This is a genomic window from Microbacterium sp. Root280D1 (assembly GCF_001428975.1).
GTDB lineage: Bacteria > Actinomycetota > Actinomycetes > Actinomycetales > Microbacteriaceae > Microbacterium.
The window spans coordinates 753,865-769,654 of record NZ_LMJK01000002.1 but is presented as its reverse complement, the minus strand read 5'-3'; the positions used below and the strand labels follow the sequence as shown (position 1 = coordinate 769,654).

Genomic DNA, 15,790 nt, shown 5'->3' with positions numbered 1-15,790 from the left:
CCACACCATGATCCGCGGCACCATCGATCTAGCGGGCCGCTTTACCGTCGTAGAGGATCTGCCCGATGAGGATCGCAGAGCCTGGCGTGATGAAACACCACGACGCAGCCGCCCGCGAATGACGAGGCGGAGGCATACATGCGTGAACGGATCGGCGTCCTCCAGAACCCGCCTGAGGCACAGTCAGAGACCTATCTGGCCTCGACGATGGTTCGGACTTCGACGCCCACAGGTTCTCCTGAAAACGCAGCTCGCCCCGTAGAGCGTGATCGGGGCTGGTCCCGACAGGTCTGGGGTACCCGCGGGACCACCTGCCGGCTTCGCTGGGGACTCCACCGGCCCAAGGATCGCGATCTTCTGCGATCTCGGCTCAACATATCTTCGGAACAGTCGGGCTCGTCGGCCCCTTGAGCGGTTCTTCGTCGGGGTCTATCATTCCGGCTTCTGCTGCTCGCTCTACGGTGCGGACTGGTCCGCCTGGGAGGATCGAAGAATGCCCGAACCTGTCGATGTCACCAATGCTGATCACTACGTGTGGGGCGAGGTCTCCGACGGGTGGCGACTACTCGACAGCCCCGGGCTGTCGGTGATCGAGGAGCGAGTCCCGGCCGGAGCCGGCGAAGAGTGGCACGTGCACCACACCGCGACCCAGTTCTTCTACGTGCTCGAAGGAACCGCCCAGATGTAGACCGCCGAGGGCGAGGGCGAGCGGGAGAACCACTAGGGAGTTGCGGGTCGCGCCGGAGAATACGACAGCGCGAGTGCTGGAGACGTCGAGTCGTGCCGCACGCCCCGCGAATATCCCTACCGGGATCATGACCGCCGCGAAGGCGGCATAGATCGGAACTGTGGCGAGCAGTGCAGGAAGTTGCCGGCTGACGCCGTAGACCTGGGAAGCGACGACGACGGCGAGCGTGAGCATCATCAGCGGCACCATGGCGGCTAGAGCGGTGTCTCGGAGAGTGCGACCCCAGCGCGTGCGGGAGGCGACGTACTGGGTGAGGCCGGCCGCCATGAGCGGGAGCACGATGAGCAGGAGGAAAGCGTCGACGAAGGGCGCGAGGTCGACCGCGGCGATGAGTTCAGGGCCGACGAACAGCCAGAGGTATGCCGGCAGGAGCAGCATCTGTCCCAGCATGAGGATCGGCGCGGCCGCAAGTAGCCGTTCCTTCGCCCCTCCGGCGAGCCCCGTGAAGACGATCACATAGTCGATGCAGGGCGTCAGCAAGACGAACAGCACACCAACCAACAGCGCCTGATCGTGAGCGACGAACCGAGACAGGCAGAACACGATGACCGGCACGATCACGAAGTTCACGACCAGCACCACGAACAGGAACCGCATCGCGGAAGGCGCGTCCGATCATCGAGAAAGGGACACCGAGGAATGTCGCGTACAGCAACAGCCCGAGAACGGGGTTGATCGCGAGCTCGAGCGGGTGCGCGGCTCCTGGTACCAACAAGCCCAGCACGACGCCCGCAGCGATCGCTGCGAGATAGAGGGCGATCTGATGACGTTCCCACCAGGCGACGAGGTTGCTCACGTTCCCAGCATGTCGACTCATCCGGTCCTGCACGAATCACCCACGCCAGGGCCGGGTTCGTGACAAGGGAAACTCAGGCAAGAAGCGTCGTACGAATCTTCTCGGCCACCGCTTCCCGTAGCGGGCGCACTGCTTCGGCGTCCCAGGACTCGGGGTTGGGGAACGACCACTCCAGAACCTTTCCGCGAGGGGTGGAAGGCAATGTGAGCCCGGGCTTCATCAGGACGATGACGTCGGCGGCATCCAGATCTTCGACCGTGACGGCGCGCGGTACGCGCCCCGTGATGTCCACCCCGAGCTCCGCGACAGTGGCGGCCACAGCCGGGTTCACTTCGTTCGCCGGGGAGAGGCCCGCAGACGTGGCACGAAACCGGTCCCCGGCCAGGTGCTCTAGGAGAGCCGCGCCGAGCTGCGACCGGCCGGCGTTGTGCTGGCAGATGAATAGGACGGTCGGAGTGGTGTCAGTCACGGGTTCTCTTTCAGGGTGAGTCAGCTGGCGGCGAGCCGGGGTGCGAGTTCCGCGATACGGCGCTCCAGCTCGTCGTAGGCGGTGTCGAAGGCGTCATCGGTGCCGATCCGAACAGGGTCGGGGATCGACCAGTGCAGGTGTCCGATGGCGCCGAGTTCTTCGTGGGCGCTGTCGCACACCGTCACCACGAAATCTGAATCGGTCAGGACCGAAGTCAGAGCGCGGGGTGCCTCATCGTGCAGCGCGAGAGTGTGGCGATCGGCAGCGGCGACTGCGCCCGGATCTATCCGCCCCGTCGGGTGCGTTCCTCCCGACGTCGCGGGGATACTGCTGCGGGTCGACCACAACGCCGCGGCGAGCTGCGACCGGGCGGAGTTCGCCGTACAAACGAACACGACGCGATCTGCGCGCTCGACCCGGCCGGGTGTGAGCCCGCGGAGTGCGTTATCTGAGAGGTGAACGTAGCTGCGCCGTCTATCGGCCTCCGAGCGGGACCGCGAGACCATCCCCACCGACTCCAGCACGTTCAGATGATGGGTGACGAGGTTGGAGGGAAGGCCCAACGCCATTCCGATTTCGGTGGGCGAGAGGTCGCCCAGCGTGAGACGATCGACGATCCGCAGGCGAGATGGGTCGCTCAGCGCAGCGTGCTTCGCGGCGCGCGCCTCCACCTGGTCAGTTCGTTCAGTGTTCATTGTCTCAATCTTGACTGAAGTACCCCGTTCGGGTCAAGATGAGCCGACATGAAAACACCTCACCCCGCCCTCGCACGGCCACACCTTCTGCGCCGAGCAGCCGCCGAGTTCCTTGGAACTGGTCTGCTCGTCACTATCGTGGTGGGTTCCGGTATCGCCGCGCAGCGGTTGTCCCCGGATGATGTCGGTCTCCAGCTGTTGGAGAACAGCCTGACCACTGCCCTCGGTCTGACGGTGCTGATCCTGATGCTCGGGCCAGTGTCCGGCGCGCACTTCAACCCCGTGGTGACGGTCGCGGATTGGCTGCTTGGCCGCAGCGCCAGCACCGGGCTTCCGTTGCGCGACGTCGCTGCGTACGTGCTCGCGCAGATCTTCGGCGGCATCGCCGGCACCCTGCTAGCGGGGGTCATGTTCGACACCGGTCCCGGGTTCTCGTCCAACGACCGGGTCACAGGCGGACATCTGGTCGGGGAAATGGTCGCCACTGCAGGGCTCGTGCTGCTGATCTTCGCTCTCGCCCGCACCGGAAAGGGGTCGGTCACGGCCGCCGCGGTCGGTGCGTACATCGGCGCGGCCTACTGGTTCACCAGTTCCACATCGTTCGCAAATCCCGCCGTCACGATCGCCCGAATGTTCACCGACACGTTCGCCGGTATCGCACCGTCGTCTGTTGCGCCGTTCATCGCTGCACAGCTCTTCGGGGCTGCCATCGGCCTCGCGCTGCTGCTCGCCCTCTATCCAATCGCCGCCCGCACGGCCGGCGACGTCGTGGTTCCTCAAAAACTCGAAACCCAGCCCTGAAAGGCATCCTCATGCATCTTGTAGCGATCGGCGGAAGCGACGCCGGAATCTCCACCGCCCTCCGGGCCCGCGAACTTGACCCGTCTGTTGATGTCACTGTCGTGGTGGCCGATGCCTACCCGAACTTCTCGATCTGCGGCATCCCGTACTACTTCTCCCGCGAGGTACAGCCCTGGCAGTCGCTCGCCCACCGCACCCACGCTGACCTCGAAGCCACCGGCATGAACCTCCGTCTGGACACCCTCGCTACAGGTATCGACGTCGACGGCCGCCGACTCACGGTCCGCGACGCGAACGGCAGCGAATCAACGATCGCCTACGACGAGCTCATGGTCGGCACCGGGGCCTCCCCGTCAACCGCGGGCATCGCGGGTCTTGACCGGCTCGGCCCCGATGACGGCGTGCACCTGTTGCACTCGATGGGCGACACGTTCGCGCTCGAGAAGTACCTCGACGAACATCAGCCCGAGACGGCGATCATCGTCGGAGCTGGCTACGTCGGCCTCGAAATGGCCGAAGCGCTCACTGTGCGGGGCCTCCAGGTCACCCAGCTGCAGCGCGGCCCCGAAGTCCTCTCGACCCTCGATCCCGAACTCGGTTCACTTGTCCGCGACGAACTCACCCGACACGGGGTCGACGTCCTCACCGGTACGCGTGTCGAAGCCGTCGCCCGTGACGGCGGCAGGATCACCGTCACCGGCATCCACGACGGAGAGGCGTTCTCCCGTACCGCTGACGTGGTGCTCGTCGTCGTCGGCGTGCGGCCCAACACCAGCCTTCTCACCGCAGCCGGCGCAACCACGGGCGCGGGCGGCGCTGTCGTCGTCGACGAACAGATGCGCACTGGCCTGCCGCACGTGTGGGCGGCCGGCGACGGAGTGGTCACCCACCACCGCCTCCTCGGGATCACCTACCTCCCCCTCGGCACGACCGCCCACAAGCAGGGACGTGTCGCGGGCGAGAACGCGATCGGGGGCGATACGCGGTTCGCCGGGAGCCTCGGCACACAGGTCGTGAAGGTCTTCGACGTCGTCGCCGCACGCACAGGCCTCCGCGACCACGAAGCCACAGCCGCCGGCCTCGCCCCGCACAGTCACACCGCCATCGCGGACGACCACAAGCGCTACTACCCGGGCGCCACGCCCGTCAGCATCCGCATCACCGGCGACACCAATGACGGTCGTCTGCTCGGCGCGCAGCTCGTCGGCAGCCGAGGTGCCGAGATTTCGAAGCGCGTCGACACCTACGCCACGTCTCTGCACCACAGGATGACCGTCGCCGCGATGAGCGACCTTGACCTCTCCTACACGCCCCCGCTCGGCTCCCCGTGGGATGCCGTGCAGATAGCGACCCAGGCATGGGAGCGCGAGGCGCGCTCCCTCTCGCGTGTCTGAAAGAAATGGTGACCACGGCCGGGCACGATGAGTGCCTGGCCGTGGTCATCGTCATCCCGACGTATTGTCCGGGCGTAGCCGCAGGGCCACCCACCAGGCGCAGCGACGACAGATGAACACCCCATCGTCCCCGAGGGCATGCACCTTCTTACGGGGTAAGGATCGCCCGCAGCATGTGCACACCTGGTCGGAGTCAGTTGCCATGAGTGAGGATGGCCTCTCGGATCTGCTCGACCGTCGGGAGACCAGCCAGACCCGCCGGGGTTGCGTAGATGCGGCAGGCTAGGTCGACACTGGGCTCCGCACCAGGGAAGAGGTCTTCCCCGTTCAGGGTGACTGTGGGGGACCCCGAGAAGGGAACCTCCGCTGCGTCCTCCTCAGAGCGGATGAGTCGATAACGCAGTTCTGTTGCCGCGTGGCTCGTTTCTCGGAGGGCCTCGGTGACACGGCGACCGGCTTCGATCCAGCTAGGGCATTCAGCGATGTGTAACAGCTCGATCTTCACGTTTCCAGCATCCTCCTTTTTGGGCGCTCACTCCTGGGGTACATGGGTGATCCCGCTGTCGTCGACGATGAGCATGTCGCCGGTATTGGTGATCGCGATGGCTTGCGCGGTCCCGTGAACGGTTCCGGCCTCTGTCCACTGGGTAGCTCCCGCGGTGGTGACCCAGATCTTCCCACCGTTTCCGACGCCGACGAGCCGTTGATGGTCAGGGGATGCGTTCAGCATGAACAACAAGGGTGCGTTCGGCCAGAGGGCGAACGTGGCCGCGTCGTCGGTGCTGACCTGGAGGCCATCGGGGGTCGCGGCGACGATCCGGCCCGCGGTGTCAACCGCGAAGGAGACGGCGACAAGTGCCGCACCTGTCGCGTTCCAGGTGGATCCTTGGTCGGTGCTGATCTGCAACTGTGTGCTGTCCGAGGAGAGCCCGTATATGGTGCCATCGGGTCCAGCGGTGAGGGCGTGGAAGTCCTTCTCACCGGTGAAGGCGACCGGTTCCCAGGTTTCGGCCCGGTCGGCGCTGCGGATGATGCCGAGGTTGGGGGTGCCAAGTTCGACGGGGGTGTCCGGTCCGGGATGTCCGGACGCGAGCAGTGTGTCGTCGACGACAGTGAGCCCCATGGCGTCGAAGTCCGACCCGGTGACTCGTTGACCGAGTTCGCCGGTCTGGGTCGCGGGGAAGATACCCTCGTGTGTTCCGAGAAGGAATCCATCTCCTTCGGGGTCTGCGACGATGCCGTGAACGTGGGAGAGCGCCTGATCAGTGTGGCCGTCGCCCGTGGTCGCGGTGGTGGCTGCGCAGCCGGCGAGGGCGAGCAGAGCAGCTGTGCCCAATCCGATCAGGTGCACTGACCGCCGACGAGTGGGGGATTTCGAAAGAGTCGCGAGGATGCGCGTGGGAGCGCTGGAAGTGGTGTGCTGACGCATGGCTTGTCCGCATCGTCTGACCGATCGTGTGGCGCGGCTGTGGGGCCGCGCCACACGATGCGGGGTCAGAGAGTTGCGAGAATCTCCTCCATCGTGGTGATCTCGGCCGTCTGGGTGTCGATGATCTTCTGGGCGAGCGAGACGGCGTCACTGTTCTGCCCGTCGTCGACTTCGTCCTGTGCCATGTCGATCGCGCCACGGTGGTGCTCGATCATCTGCTCAAGGAACAACCGGGATGCTTCGGTGCCGGTGGCCGCATCGAGGGCTTGCATGTCCTCTTCGGTCATCATGCCGCTGCCGTGATCCATGCCTTCCATGTCGGAGGTATCGGCACCCCAGTCTTTGAGCCAGGATTCGAGTTTGTCGATCTCGGGCTGTTGGGCCGCTTTGATCTCTTCGGCAAGGGCGGTCACCCGCTCGTCGATGTCGGCCTTTCCGAGGATGGTGTCGGACATGTCCACGGCTTGCGTGTGGTGCTCGATCATCATGCTCGCGAACATGATGTCTGCGTCGTTCGCGTCCGCTGTTTCTGCCGGTGCGGACGAGCTGTTGCTGTGGTCCATGCCGGGCATGTCACCGCCGGAGCCGGCGCTGCCGGCGCAGCCCGTGAGGGCGAGCAGTGTGGTGAGGGTGATTGCGGCGATTGCCGCGGGTCGGATCTTCATGAGTGTTCTCCAAGGGTCGGTGATGACACCCGACGAAAGCCGGGTATTCAGGGTGCGTTGCCCGCGTGGGCGGGCTAAAGCGTCATCACGTGCGACTGATGCAGAGAACCGTGAGGGAAGGGGGAGGGGGAAGGGAGTACGCGCGCGCCGGCCACTGTGCCATCACGACCGCGAGCAGCATGGCCGGTGGGGTGCGCCGCCAGCTGAGGCCGACCCGACCAAGAAGAATGATGGCGACAAGGAGAGCGAGCACACACGCCATCCAGGTCATCGCATCCTGGTCACCACCGCACGTTGCGCACCCCGCCTCCTGCGAAGCAGTACCAGGGGTCACGGCGACGGTGGACGGGGCGGGATGCTGCTCTGACATGTCGCCGGTGTGCGCGCTCACGGTGACGGAGTCGTGGTGCCCGACAGATGTCGCATGCGAGTTGAAGGAATGCATCGCCAGCAGCCCGGCGATGACGCCCACGGCGACGATCAGCACGGTCAGAACGTTGCGGGTGAGCGTGCGCGAACCCCACACACGTTGTGCGACAGCAATCAGCGACATACTCACCTCCCGTTCTCCTAGGGTACGTCCGGGGTCGACGGTTCCCTGGTCTAGTTGCCTGTGACGGCCTCGGGGCGCAGGTCCAGCCGCCGCAGCAGCTGCGCGTTGAGCGCAACGACGATAGTGGACAGCGACATCAGTACCGCTCCCACCGACATGGGCAGCACGAACCCGATCGGGGCGAGCACGCCGGCCGCGAGGGGGACCGAGAGCAGGTTGTACCCGGCGGCCCACCAGAGGTTCTGCTTCATCTTCCGGTAGCTCGCTCGCGACAAGTCGATCACGGACAGCACCGACCGGGGGTCGTCGCTGGCGAGGATGACCCCCGCAGACGCGATTGCGACATCGGTTCCCGCCCCGATCGCAATACCGACGTCCGCCTGCGCCAGCGCGGGGGCATCGTTCACCCCGTCACCAACCATGGCGACCTTTCGACCTTCGCCCTGAAGCTCTTTCACCTTCGACGCTTTGTCCTCGGGGCGTACCCCGGCGAAGTACCGGTCGATGCCGAGTTCGCCCGCCACGGAGGCGGCGACCGCGTCCGCATCACCGGTGATCATGACCACCTGCACACTGCGCTCATGGAGCGCGTCGACCGCATGGCGCGACTCCGAGCGGATCTCATCCGCCAGACGCAGCGCGCCCACAACCTGACCGTGGACGAGCACGTGAAGGATGATCGCACCCTCGTTCCGCCACTCGTCAGCAACGGGCAGCTCCTGCGCATTCTCCTGCTCGAGCATGTACGGGCCACCGACCTGCACGACACGTCCGTCAACGCGGGCACGCACCCCGACAGCGGGGGATGACTCGAAGTCGGTTGAGCGTGGAACGGTGAGCGTCTTCTCTTTTGCCGCGTTGACGATCGCGCGGGCGAGGGGGTGCTCGGAGTCTGCTTCCGCCGCGGCCGCCCACGCCAACAGCTGATCGGCGTCGGTCCCCGTGACGGGGTTGATGGCGGTCACCGCGGGGGTGCCCTTGGTGAGCGTGCCCGTCTTGTCGAACAGAACAGTGTCGACGGTGCGCATGCTCTCCAGCGCGAGACGATCCTTGATGAGCACGCCCCCGCGGGCGGCGCGCTCGGTCGCGATCGACACGACCAGCGGGATCGCCAGGCCCAGCGCGTGCGGGCAGGCGATCACCAGCACCGTGATGGTGCGGATGACGGCGGCGTCGGGTAGGCCAACAACCGTCCAGACGATCGCGGTGATCGCTGCGGCGCCGAGCGCGAACCAGAACAGCCACCCTGCGGCCTTGTCCGCGAGCCGCTGCGCCCGAGACGACGAACTCTGCGCCTCGGTGACCAGCTTCTGAATCCCCGCGAGAGCGGTGTCCTCACCGATGGCCGTGATCTCCACCCGCACTCCGGAATCCGTGGCGACGGTACCGGCAATGACCGGGTCGCCATCGCTGCGGCGCACCGGCCGGGATTCTCCGGTGATCATCGACTCGTCCATGCTGGCCGATCCCTGAACGATGCGCCCATCGGCGGGGACCCGCCCGCCCGGACGCACGACCACGACATCGCCTACCTGCAAGTCCGAGGGCGCGACCGTTACGGTCGTATCGCCGTCGACCTTTTCTGCCTCGTCAGGCAGCAACGCCGCTAAGGAATCCAAGGCCGATGTCGTCTGCGCGAGCGAGCGCATCTCGATCCAGTGACCAAGCAGCATGATCACGATCAGCAGCGCCAGCTCCCACCAGAAATCCAACTCGTGGTGCAGCATGCCGAGGCTCGCACCCCAGGACGCCAGGAATGCCACGGTGATCGCAAGGGCGATCAGCAGCATCATCCCGGGCTTGCGTGCACGGAGCTCGCTCACGGCACCCGTGAGGAACGGGGCCCCGCCCCACACATACATCACGGTCCCGAGAACCGGGGACACCCAACCCACCCACGCGGCGTCGGGCAATGGGTACCCGAGCAGCATCGAGAACATCATCGAGAACCCAACCACAGGGGCCGCGAGGACCAGCATGATCCAGAACAACCGCCGGAACTGACCGACATGATCGCCGTGACCGCCGTGACCGCCGTGGCTCGTGTGACCAGCGTGCTCTGGGGGAGCACCGTGGTCGTGGCTCATCGCCGTGTGGTCATGCTCCGTTGTCGGCACGCTGCCGTGATCCTGATGCGCAGTGTGTTCGTGGTGCTGGTCATGCTGGCTCATCGGAAACTCCTTGCTCGGATGCACCCGGATCAGCCGGGCGCAAACGGATAGCGACTCAGATCGGGGAGGTCGCGAGGGTGTAGCCGGCCTCTTCAACCGCAGCCCGTACAGCCGTGGGATCGATAGGGGCGGCGCTGTGGACAATCACGCGGGATGCCCCGCCGGCATTCAGGTCGACCGTGACACCGTCGACACCATCGATGGCGTTCAGCTCATCGCTGACGCTGGAGGCGCAATGCGAGCATGTCATCCCCGCAACCAAGACAGCACTTGCCTGAGCGACACAATGAGCGAGATGGTCACTGAGTAGCGACAACGCCACCGTCTCGAGGGCCTTCGTCGCCGCAGACACCTGCGTCAAGATATCGATGCAGTACTTGTCCTCATCAACCATTCGTGCGATACCTCGCACCTGACCCTCTACCCGGCTCAACCGCTTACGCAGATCAGCCTTGTTGCTCTCGTAGCCGTTCACTCCCAAAAAGATACCCCCTAGGGGTACATAACACAATGCATGCGAGTCTATTCCCGGTCGGGAAGTGTCCGAGGCAAAGGTGACGCATAGGTGATCTGTGTAAGGTTCGAAATATGCGTCGAAGACCCCGCTTTCGTGCCGTTCGTGGCGCGGTCGGGGCCATGCTCGCTGTGTCCGTGATCGGGCTGACCGGGTGCGCGCCGGATCCGGTCAGCGATTCCTTCCTCAAGGGTGAGAACACCGGGTATGTGGCCGCTGGCGGCGCGATCGTCGAGATCCCGATCGACGAGCGGAGCGAACCGGTCGACTTCAGCGGCATCACTGAAACTGGTGATGATTTCGACAGCGCAGACAACGCCGGCAAGGTCACGGTGGTGAACTTCTGGTACGCCGGGTGCGCGCCGTGCCGCATCGAGGCGAAGGATCTCGAAAGCGTCTGGCAAGAATACGGCGGCGAGGATGTAGCTTTCATCGGCATCAATACCCGCGACCAGGCCGACACTGCCCAGGCTTTCTCTCACGAGTTCGGCATCACCTACCCGAGCCTGATCGACGTGAACACGGCCGAGGCGAAACTCGCTTTCTCCGAGGTCGTGCCGATCCAGGCGACACCGACGACTCTCGTGCTCGACAGGCAGGGCCGTGTCGCCGCCCGCATCATCGGACCCATCGACGGCACCTCGATCCTCTCGACGCTCGTCAAGGACGCTCTGGCGGAGACACCGTGAACGCCGACACCATCATCGGGTCCGGTGCGCTCTGGCTCGCAGTCCCCGTCGCGATGCTCGCTGGCCTCGTGTCGTTCTTGTCGCCCTGCGTGCTCCCGCTGGTCCCCGGCTACCTCGGCTTCCTTGGCGGGGTGGTCGCGCCGGACTCGAAGGGTCGCGCGACGAACGCAGTCGCGCCCCAGCGCCGTCAGCTCGTAGTCGGCGTACTGCTGTTCATCCTCGGCTTCAGCGTCGTCTTCGTTCTCATCACCGCGCTGGGCGGCACGGCCGGCGTGTTCTTCCTACGCTGGGGCGACCTGGTCACACGCATCCTCGGAGTCGTCATCATCCTGATGGGGCTCGTCTTTCTCGGGTTGTTCAATTTCGCCCAGCGGGAGGTCCGCTTCCACGTCGGCTCCCGGGCCGGAATCGCAGGGGCGCCGCTACTTGGAGTGGCACTTGGTATCGGCTGGGCACCGTGCATGGGTCCGACGCTTGCCGCGATCATCGCGCTTTCGTTCAATGCTGGCGACCCTGTCCGTGCCGGCTTCCTCGGCCTCGCGTATTCGCTCGGCCTCGGCATCCCGTTCCTGTTGGTCGCATTCGGGTTCGGTTGGGCGGCGAAGACGGTCGAGTTCCTCCGTCGTCACATCCGGGTGGTGAACGTATGCGGAGGCATACTGCTGATCGTCCTCGGAATCCTGATGGTGACAGGGCTGTGGACCGACATCATGTCGCGGCTGACGGCGGTGATGGGTAGCGTCATTCTCCCTCTCTGAGATCCCTAGCAAGGATGTCGCGAGTGACGACTGGAGCAGCCCTCTCTACCCAACTGGTCATTGTGGGTGGCGCCACTTCGTGCTCCCATGTCGGAGCCTTAGATATAGACGCCGCGGTCTTCCATGAATCGGACGGGGTTGGTGTAACCACCATTGATGTAGACCTCGAAATGCAGATGGCAACCGAAGGAGCGTCCAGTGTCACCCGCGTAAGCGATGACCTGGCCCGAATTGACCCATTGCCCCCTGCCAACGAGGATGCCACTGGGTTTGATGTGCGCGTACCCGGTGCTGACGCCCCCGCCGTGTTGGATGCGGACGTAATTGCCGTAGTTGCCGTTCGCGCCGGCGTAGTCCACTGTTCCGGAGTTGGCGGCGTAGATCGCCGCTCCGCAGCCATTGGCCATGTCCGCGCCGTAGTGGTAGCTCGAGGAGCAGCCCTGCGAACCGCAGATCGGGGTCCGCGGGCCGTAGCTTGAACTTCGGCCGCCCCCGTGGGGCCGGACCCAACCGCCGCTACCGGCAGAGCCTCCGCCGCCGCCGTTGCCGCCACCGTTGGCTGCCGCTTCCGCGGCTTCGCGTTCGCGACGGGCGCGCTCTTCGGCCTCGCGCGCGGCCACACCCGACTGGTAACCAGCGACAGTCTGCGTGGTGGTGTCTTTCAGCGCGGCGAGCTGCGCCTGCATCGTCTCGAGGTTCGCGGCTTGCTCGTCGAGCGCGGCCTGTGCGGCGTCGGCCGCTTCTTGTGCCGCAATCATCTTCTGCTCTGCGACCTGCTGCAGGCGGTCTCGTTCGTCGCGGGCAACCTTCGCCTGATCGGTCAGCGATTGGGCGGTGTTGCGCGCCGAGATTGCGCCATCGTAGACCGACCGGTTGTACTCGAGAAGCTTGTCCATGGTGCCCAGGCGTGACAGGAGCTCATCGGCGTTGGCCGCGGAACCGGAGAAGAACAGTTGCAGTGCTGAATCATCTCCACCGTTGCGATACAGCTGTGCCGCAACTTGACCGGCCCTGCGCGCAGAGGTTTCGGCAATCGCTGATTGTTCGTCCGCCTGCGCCTGCAGGCTCTGAGCTTCCGTGATCGCAGCGAAGTACTCCTGCTGCGCTGCATAGAACTCGTCGGAGGCTGTATCGGCAGCAACCTGAGTCTCAGCGACCTTCCGCGTCAAGGACTGGATCAGCCCTTCGATTCGGGTGATCTCGGCAGCCTTGGCAGCTTCGTTGTTCTTGGCGCGTTGCACATCGTCCCAACTCGGGTACGACGCAGCGTACGCCGCTGAGTCGCCGGAGCCGATGCCGAGTGCAGCGAATGCAGCGACACCGAGCGCGCCGAGCCCGAAAGCGCCACGTCGAGTAACACTCAGCTTCCAGAACGAGTCGCGTTCGGCGGGCGTGGGTGCACAACCGCATTCTTCAGCCGCCTCCGTAGCCGCAGAGACGAGTCGTCCGTTCACTGTGCCCTCTCCTCGAGCTCGGCTTCGTGGATTCTGCTGCCATGGGCGCGCAGATTGGCCACGCTTGCATTGCCCGCCGTCTGGTCCATCGGCCGTACGTGGCCGCCGAAGTCGCGCCGACTCGCTCGTGATCTCTGATCAGTGGCCCATATCTGTCGCATCGAATTCGAGTTCGACTGTCCTGACACGAAGTTCACGCTTTCGGGTCCGTGTGGATGTCGGGGCTCACCTTGTTGTGTTTGTTCTTTTTCACTTGCCGTACGACAACGGTGGTGGCGATCACCGCGGCACCTATGACAGCCACGGCGATGATGAGCGGGATCGCGATCGAAGCCACCTCGTTCTCGCCTGCGGATGCCGCCGGGGCAGGGGTGTCCGCTGCGGGAGGTTCGGTAGTTGGCACAGCAGAGGGCGACGCCTTTGCCGGTTGCATCCGTGATTGTTCGTTCCCGCATGCTGGTTGGTCCCATCCCAGCCCTGGCTCGATGCCGGTGGGAGCGTACGTGAACGTGAAGCTCTCGGATATGGGGTGACCGTCGCTGGAGACGGCGTTCCAAAGCACGGTGTAGACGCCGGGTTCTCCGAGTGCGACCGGGGTGGTGAGGATGTTGCGGTCGATGGTGGAGCAGCTGGATTCGTAGAAGAGGCCGTCGGGTCCTTGCACTTGGGCGAAGCTTGCCTGGCTGAAGTCAATGAGTTCCCCGCTGAACGTGAGAGCGACGTCGTCGAGTTGGGTGACGGTTTCGTCTGCCCCGGGCACGGTGTCCAGGAGGTTGTCGTGCGCGAGAGCTGCGGGGGCCGGTGCGGCCACGATTCCCAGTGCGATGAGGGCAAGAAGTGTGCTGGCGAGCCAGCGGGTGCGGTGGGTGGAGGTCACGGGCGTGGGTCCTTTCGTCCGGCGGGCACGGGGGTGCTGTCGGTAGGTCTGTTGTTGCGTTTCGTGTGGAGGACGGAGAAGCCGGTGAGGATTGCGAGCATTCCCGCGATCATCAAGGTGGCGGCTCCGGCGAGGGCCTGGTCCTGCAGGGGGGTGGGTCCCCACGTCCGCCCCATGGCGCCAAACCACTCCGCGACGATGAGGTCGGAGCGAGCGATAGTGGCGATGCCGAAGAAAGTGGCCACGCCTGTGAGCGCAGTGAGTGAGGCCACACGCCACCGCCCCTCGGGAGTCGTGGACGCGTTCGGGGAAAGCGATCGTACGAAGAGGCACCCGGTGACGAGGAGCTGGCTGATCATCCATTCCGCTCCGAGCTGGTCGTAGAGCGACCATCGGAACAGGTCGGAGTAGTGGAACAACCACAGCGACGTGGCGAACAGGGACGCGGCGACGACGGGGCGACGAGTAAACCGGGCCAGGGGGCTGTGGGCGGCCCAGAGAAGCCATTCGCGCGGTCCTCGGCTTCCATCGTCCCGTGGGTGGATGACCAAGGTTGCGAGGGTGATCGGCGCCGCGAAGACAAGGAGCAAGGGGATCGCGAGACTGAGGAGAGCGAAGGCGAGGAATCGCATACTGATGAGCGAATCGTCATAGGCTGCGATCGGCCCACTGGTCGTCCACAGAAGCGCCCCCATCCCCGCAATCCAGCTGATCGTGCGCCTGGCTGGCCACGGATACCCGCGGCGCCGTGCGCGTCGGACGCCGACGAGGTAGAAGACGATTCCGAAACCCGCGACGAGCACCCAAAGGAGGTCGGGACTCCACGCCGTGAACCATCTCTGCAGGGTGAGTGCGACCGGGACGGGTGCGTCGGTGAGGATCTCCGCGGCGGTGGTCTGCGGCAGGGTGATCGCATCGGCGGGGGCGGCGGTGCGGGCGAGGGCGGCGGCGACCCCGCTCGCGACACCCATGAAACCGTGTTCGACGCACACGATCATCCAGAAGGCGCCACGGCCCTCGCTGGTCTTTGCGATGAGTCGGCGGCGGTAGGCGGCACCCAGGACGCCCATGACCAAAAGCGCGCCGATCTTTGTGAGAAGGAGGATGCCGTACGGTGAGGCCAAATCCTCCCACCGGCCGAGGGCTGTGAGCGTCCGCGCGTATCCCGAGACGGCGACGCCGATGAACGCGATGAGCGCCACCGTCGAGTACCGGCGGAGCAGGTTCTCGAGTTCGCGCGGCGAGCTGATCGGTCGCGCGACGACGAGCAGGATGAGCCCCCCGAGCCATACTGCTGCTGAAATGACATGCAGGACGAGGGACATGACAGCGGGATCGTGATTGGCGAGCTCACCCGAATGACCTTGGGTGGCCATGGGAATCAGACTGATGATCGCAAGCACGGTTGTGATCATCACCGCACCATAGCTGCGCACAGCGAATGCGAGGACTGTCACGACCGAAGCGAGGATCGCGGTGATGAGCCATGATCGTCCCAGCTCCGTGTCGAGGAGGAAGCGACCGAGCTGCGTGCCGAACTCGGCACTCAGGTTAACTTGCGGATTGAATGAGGACAGGAAGGTGAGGTAAGCCACCACCCCGCTTGTGAGGGTGAGGGTCGCGGCGCCGGCGGAGGCAATATCGAGCGCGACGGTGAAGGGCTTCCCTGCCGAGGGGAGAGCGAACACCGCCAGCACCAGGGGCCCGAGCATCGCCGCACCGGACAGATTGACGAACAGTTTCGCGGCCGGGAGTCCCCATCGCACGAGCGCTCCAG

15 protein-coding genes and 1 pseudogene are annotated in these 15,790 nt (G+C 65.1%); 4 read left to right on the top strand and 12 right to left on the bottom strand.

What is annotated here, in order from left to right; genetic code table 11:
- Nucleotides 1-694: 694 nt before the first annotated feature.
- The 3 genes and pseudogenes from ASE34_RS09910 to ASE34_RS09900 form a co-directional block, all read right to left on the bottom strand.
- Nucleotides 695-1,565, bottom strand: a pseudogene (locus tag ASE34_RS09910) (arsenic resistance protein); the annotation flags it as partial.
- 52 nt (nt 1,566-1,617) lie between these two features.
- Nucleotides 1,618-2,013 (bottom strand): low molecular weight phosphatase family protein, encoded by a 396-nt coding sequence (locus tag ASE34_RS09905; RefSeq protein WP_056278753.1) that lies wholly within the window; start codon nt 2,011-2,013, stop codon nt 1,618-1,620.
- 20 nt (nt 2,014-2,033) lie between these two features.
- A complete protein-coding gene (locus ASE34_RS09900; protein WP_056278752.1) occupies nt 2,034-2,708 on the bottom strand; it encodes a helix-turn-helix domain-containing protein in 675 nt (224 codons plus the stop codon).
- Between the two features lie 48 nt (nt 2,709-2,756).
- Here ASE34_RS09900 and ASE34_RS09895 point away from each other — a divergent pair, with 48 nt between their 5' ends.
- Complete coding sequence (locus ASE34_RS09895; protein ID WP_056278751.1) at nt 2,757-3,509, top strand: MIP/aquaporin family protein; 753 nt, start codon at nt 2,757-2,759, stop codon at nt 3,507-3,509.
- An 11-nt stretch (nt 3,510-3,520) separates the two neighbouring features.
- Nucleotides 3,521-4,903 (top strand): FAD-dependent oxidoreductase, encoded by a 1,383-nt coding sequence (locus ASE34_RS09890; protein ID WP_056278750.1) that lies wholly within the window; start codon nt 3,521-3,523, stop codon nt 4,901-4,903.
- 193 nt (nt 4,904-5,096) lie between these two features.
- On the opposite strand, the gene ASE34_RS09885 is transcribed toward ASE34_RS09890, so the two are convergent.
- The 6 genes from ASE34_RS09885 to ASE34_RS18340 all read right to left on the bottom strand — a co-directional run bounded on the left by ASE34_RS09885 (nt 5,097) and on the right by ASE34_RS18340 (nt 10,196).
- A complete protein-coding gene (locus ASE34_RS09885) occupies nt 5,097-5,408 on the bottom strand; it encodes a hypothetical protein (RefSeq protein ID WP_056278749.1) in 312 nt (103 codons plus the stop codon).
- Nucleotides 5,409-5,435: 27 nt separating this feature from the next.
- Entirely contained in the window at nt 5,436-6,239 is an 804-nt protein-coding gene (locus tag ASE34_RS09880) for a F510_1955 family glycosylhydrolase (protein ID WP_230100797.1), read from the bottom strand.
- Between the two features lie 158 nt (nt 6,240-6,397).
- A complete protein-coding gene (locus ASE34_RS09875) occupies nt 6,398-6,997 on the bottom strand; it encodes a DUF305 domain-containing protein (protein WP_056278748.1) in 600 nt (199 codons plus the stop codon).
- A gap of 85 nt (nt 6,998-7,082) precedes the next feature.
- Nucleotides 7,083-7,484 carry a DUF6153 family protein gene (locus ASE34_RS09870; RefSeq protein ID WP_157538183.1) on the bottom strand — a complete coding sequence of 134 codons (402 nt, stop codon included), beginning with the start codon at nt 7,482-7,484 and terminating at the stop codon, nt 7,083-7,085.
- Between the two features lie 116 nt (nt 7,485-7,600).
- Complete coding sequence (locus tag ASE34_RS09865; RefSeq protein WP_396654928.1) at nt 7,601-9,721, bottom strand: heavy metal translocating P-type ATPase; 2,121 nt, start codon at nt 9,719-9,721, stop codon at nt 7,601-7,603.
- 55 nt (nt 9,722-9,776) lie between these two features.
- A complete protein-coding gene (locus ASE34_RS18340) occupies nt 9,777-10,196 on the bottom strand; it encodes a metal-sensing transcriptional repressor (RefSeq protein ID WP_082586588.1) in 420 nt (139 codons plus the stop codon).
- A gap of 113 nt (nt 10,197-10,309) precedes the next feature.
- Between ASE34_RS18340 and ASE34_RS09845 the strand changes: the two genes are divergently transcribed.
- Complete coding sequence (locus ASE34_RS09845; RefSeq protein WP_056278745.1) at nt 10,310-10,924, top strand: TlpA family protein disulfide reductase; 615 nt, start codon at nt 10,310-10,312, stop codon at nt 10,922-10,924.
- Nucleotides 10,921-11,682, top strand: coding sequence for a cytochrome c biogenesis CcdA family protein (locus tag ASE34_RS09840; protein WP_017201929.1), 762 nt, complete (start codon nt 10,921-10,923; stop codon nt 11,680-11,682). The genes ASE34_RS09845 and ASE34_RS09840 overlap by 4 nt, the downstream gene beginning before the upstream one ends.
- A gap of 98 nt (nt 11,683-11,780) precedes the next feature.
- Here the strand turns inward: ASE34_RS09840 and ASE34_RS09835 are convergent, their stop codons facing one another.
- The 3 genes from ASE34_RS09835 to ASE34_RS09825 all read right to left on the bottom strand — a co-directional run bounded on the left by ASE34_RS09835 (nt 11,781) and on the right by ASE34_RS09825 (nt 15,725).
- Entirely contained in the window at nt 11,781-13,136 is a 1,356-nt protein-coding gene (locus ASE34_RS09835; protein ID WP_026049678.1) for a M23 family metallopeptidase, read from the bottom strand.
- 193 nt (nt 13,137-13,329) lie between these two features.
- Nucleotides 13,330-14,013 carry a copper resistance protein CopC gene (locus ASE34_RS09830; RefSeq protein WP_026049677.1) on the bottom strand — a complete coding sequence of 228 codons (684 nt, stop codon included), beginning with the start codon at nt 14,011-14,013 and terminating at the stop codon, nt 13,330-13,332.
- Nucleotides 14,010-15,725 carry a cytochrome c oxidase assembly protein gene (locus ASE34_RS09825; RefSeq protein ID WP_235567484.1) on the bottom strand — a complete coding sequence of 572 codons (1,716 nt, stop codon included), beginning with the start codon at nt 15,723-15,725 and terminating at the stop codon, nt 14,010-14,012. The genes ASE34_RS09830 and ASE34_RS09825 overlap by 4 nt, the downstream gene beginning before the upstream one ends.
- Between the last annotated feature and the right edge of the window lie 65 nt (nt 15,726-15,790).

Bases quoted from the DNA above. Each gene is read 5' to 3' on its own strand.
- ASE34_RS09890 (WP_056278750.1), top strand. From the start codon at position 3,521: ATGCATCTTGTAGCGATCGGCGGAAGCGACGCCGGAATCTCCACCGCC.
- ASE34_RS09895 (WP_056278751.1), top strand. From the start codon at position 2,757: ATGAAAACACCTCACCCCGCCCTCGCACGGCCACACCTTCTGCGCCGA.
- ASE34_RS09875 (WP_056278748.1), bottom strand. From the start codon at position 6,997: ATGAAGATCCGACCCGCGGCAATCGCCGCAATCACCCTCACCACACTG.
- ASE34_RS09900 (WP_056278752.1), bottom strand. From the start codon at position 2,708: ATGAACACTGAACGAACTGACCAGGTGGAGGCGCGCGCCGCGAAGCAC.
- ASE34_RS09865 (WP_396654928.1), bottom strand. From the start codon at position 9,721: ATGAGCCAGCATGACCAGCACCACGAACACACTGCGCATCAGGATCAC.
- ASE34_RS09825 (WP_235567484.1), bottom strand. From the start codon at position 15,725: ATGCTCGGGCCCCTGGTGCTGGCGGTGTTCGCTCTCCCCTCGGCAGGG.
- ASE34_RS09845 (WP_056278745.1), top strand. From the start codon at position 10,310: ATGCGTCGAAGACCCCGCTTTCGTGCCGTTCGTGGCGCGGTCGGGGCC.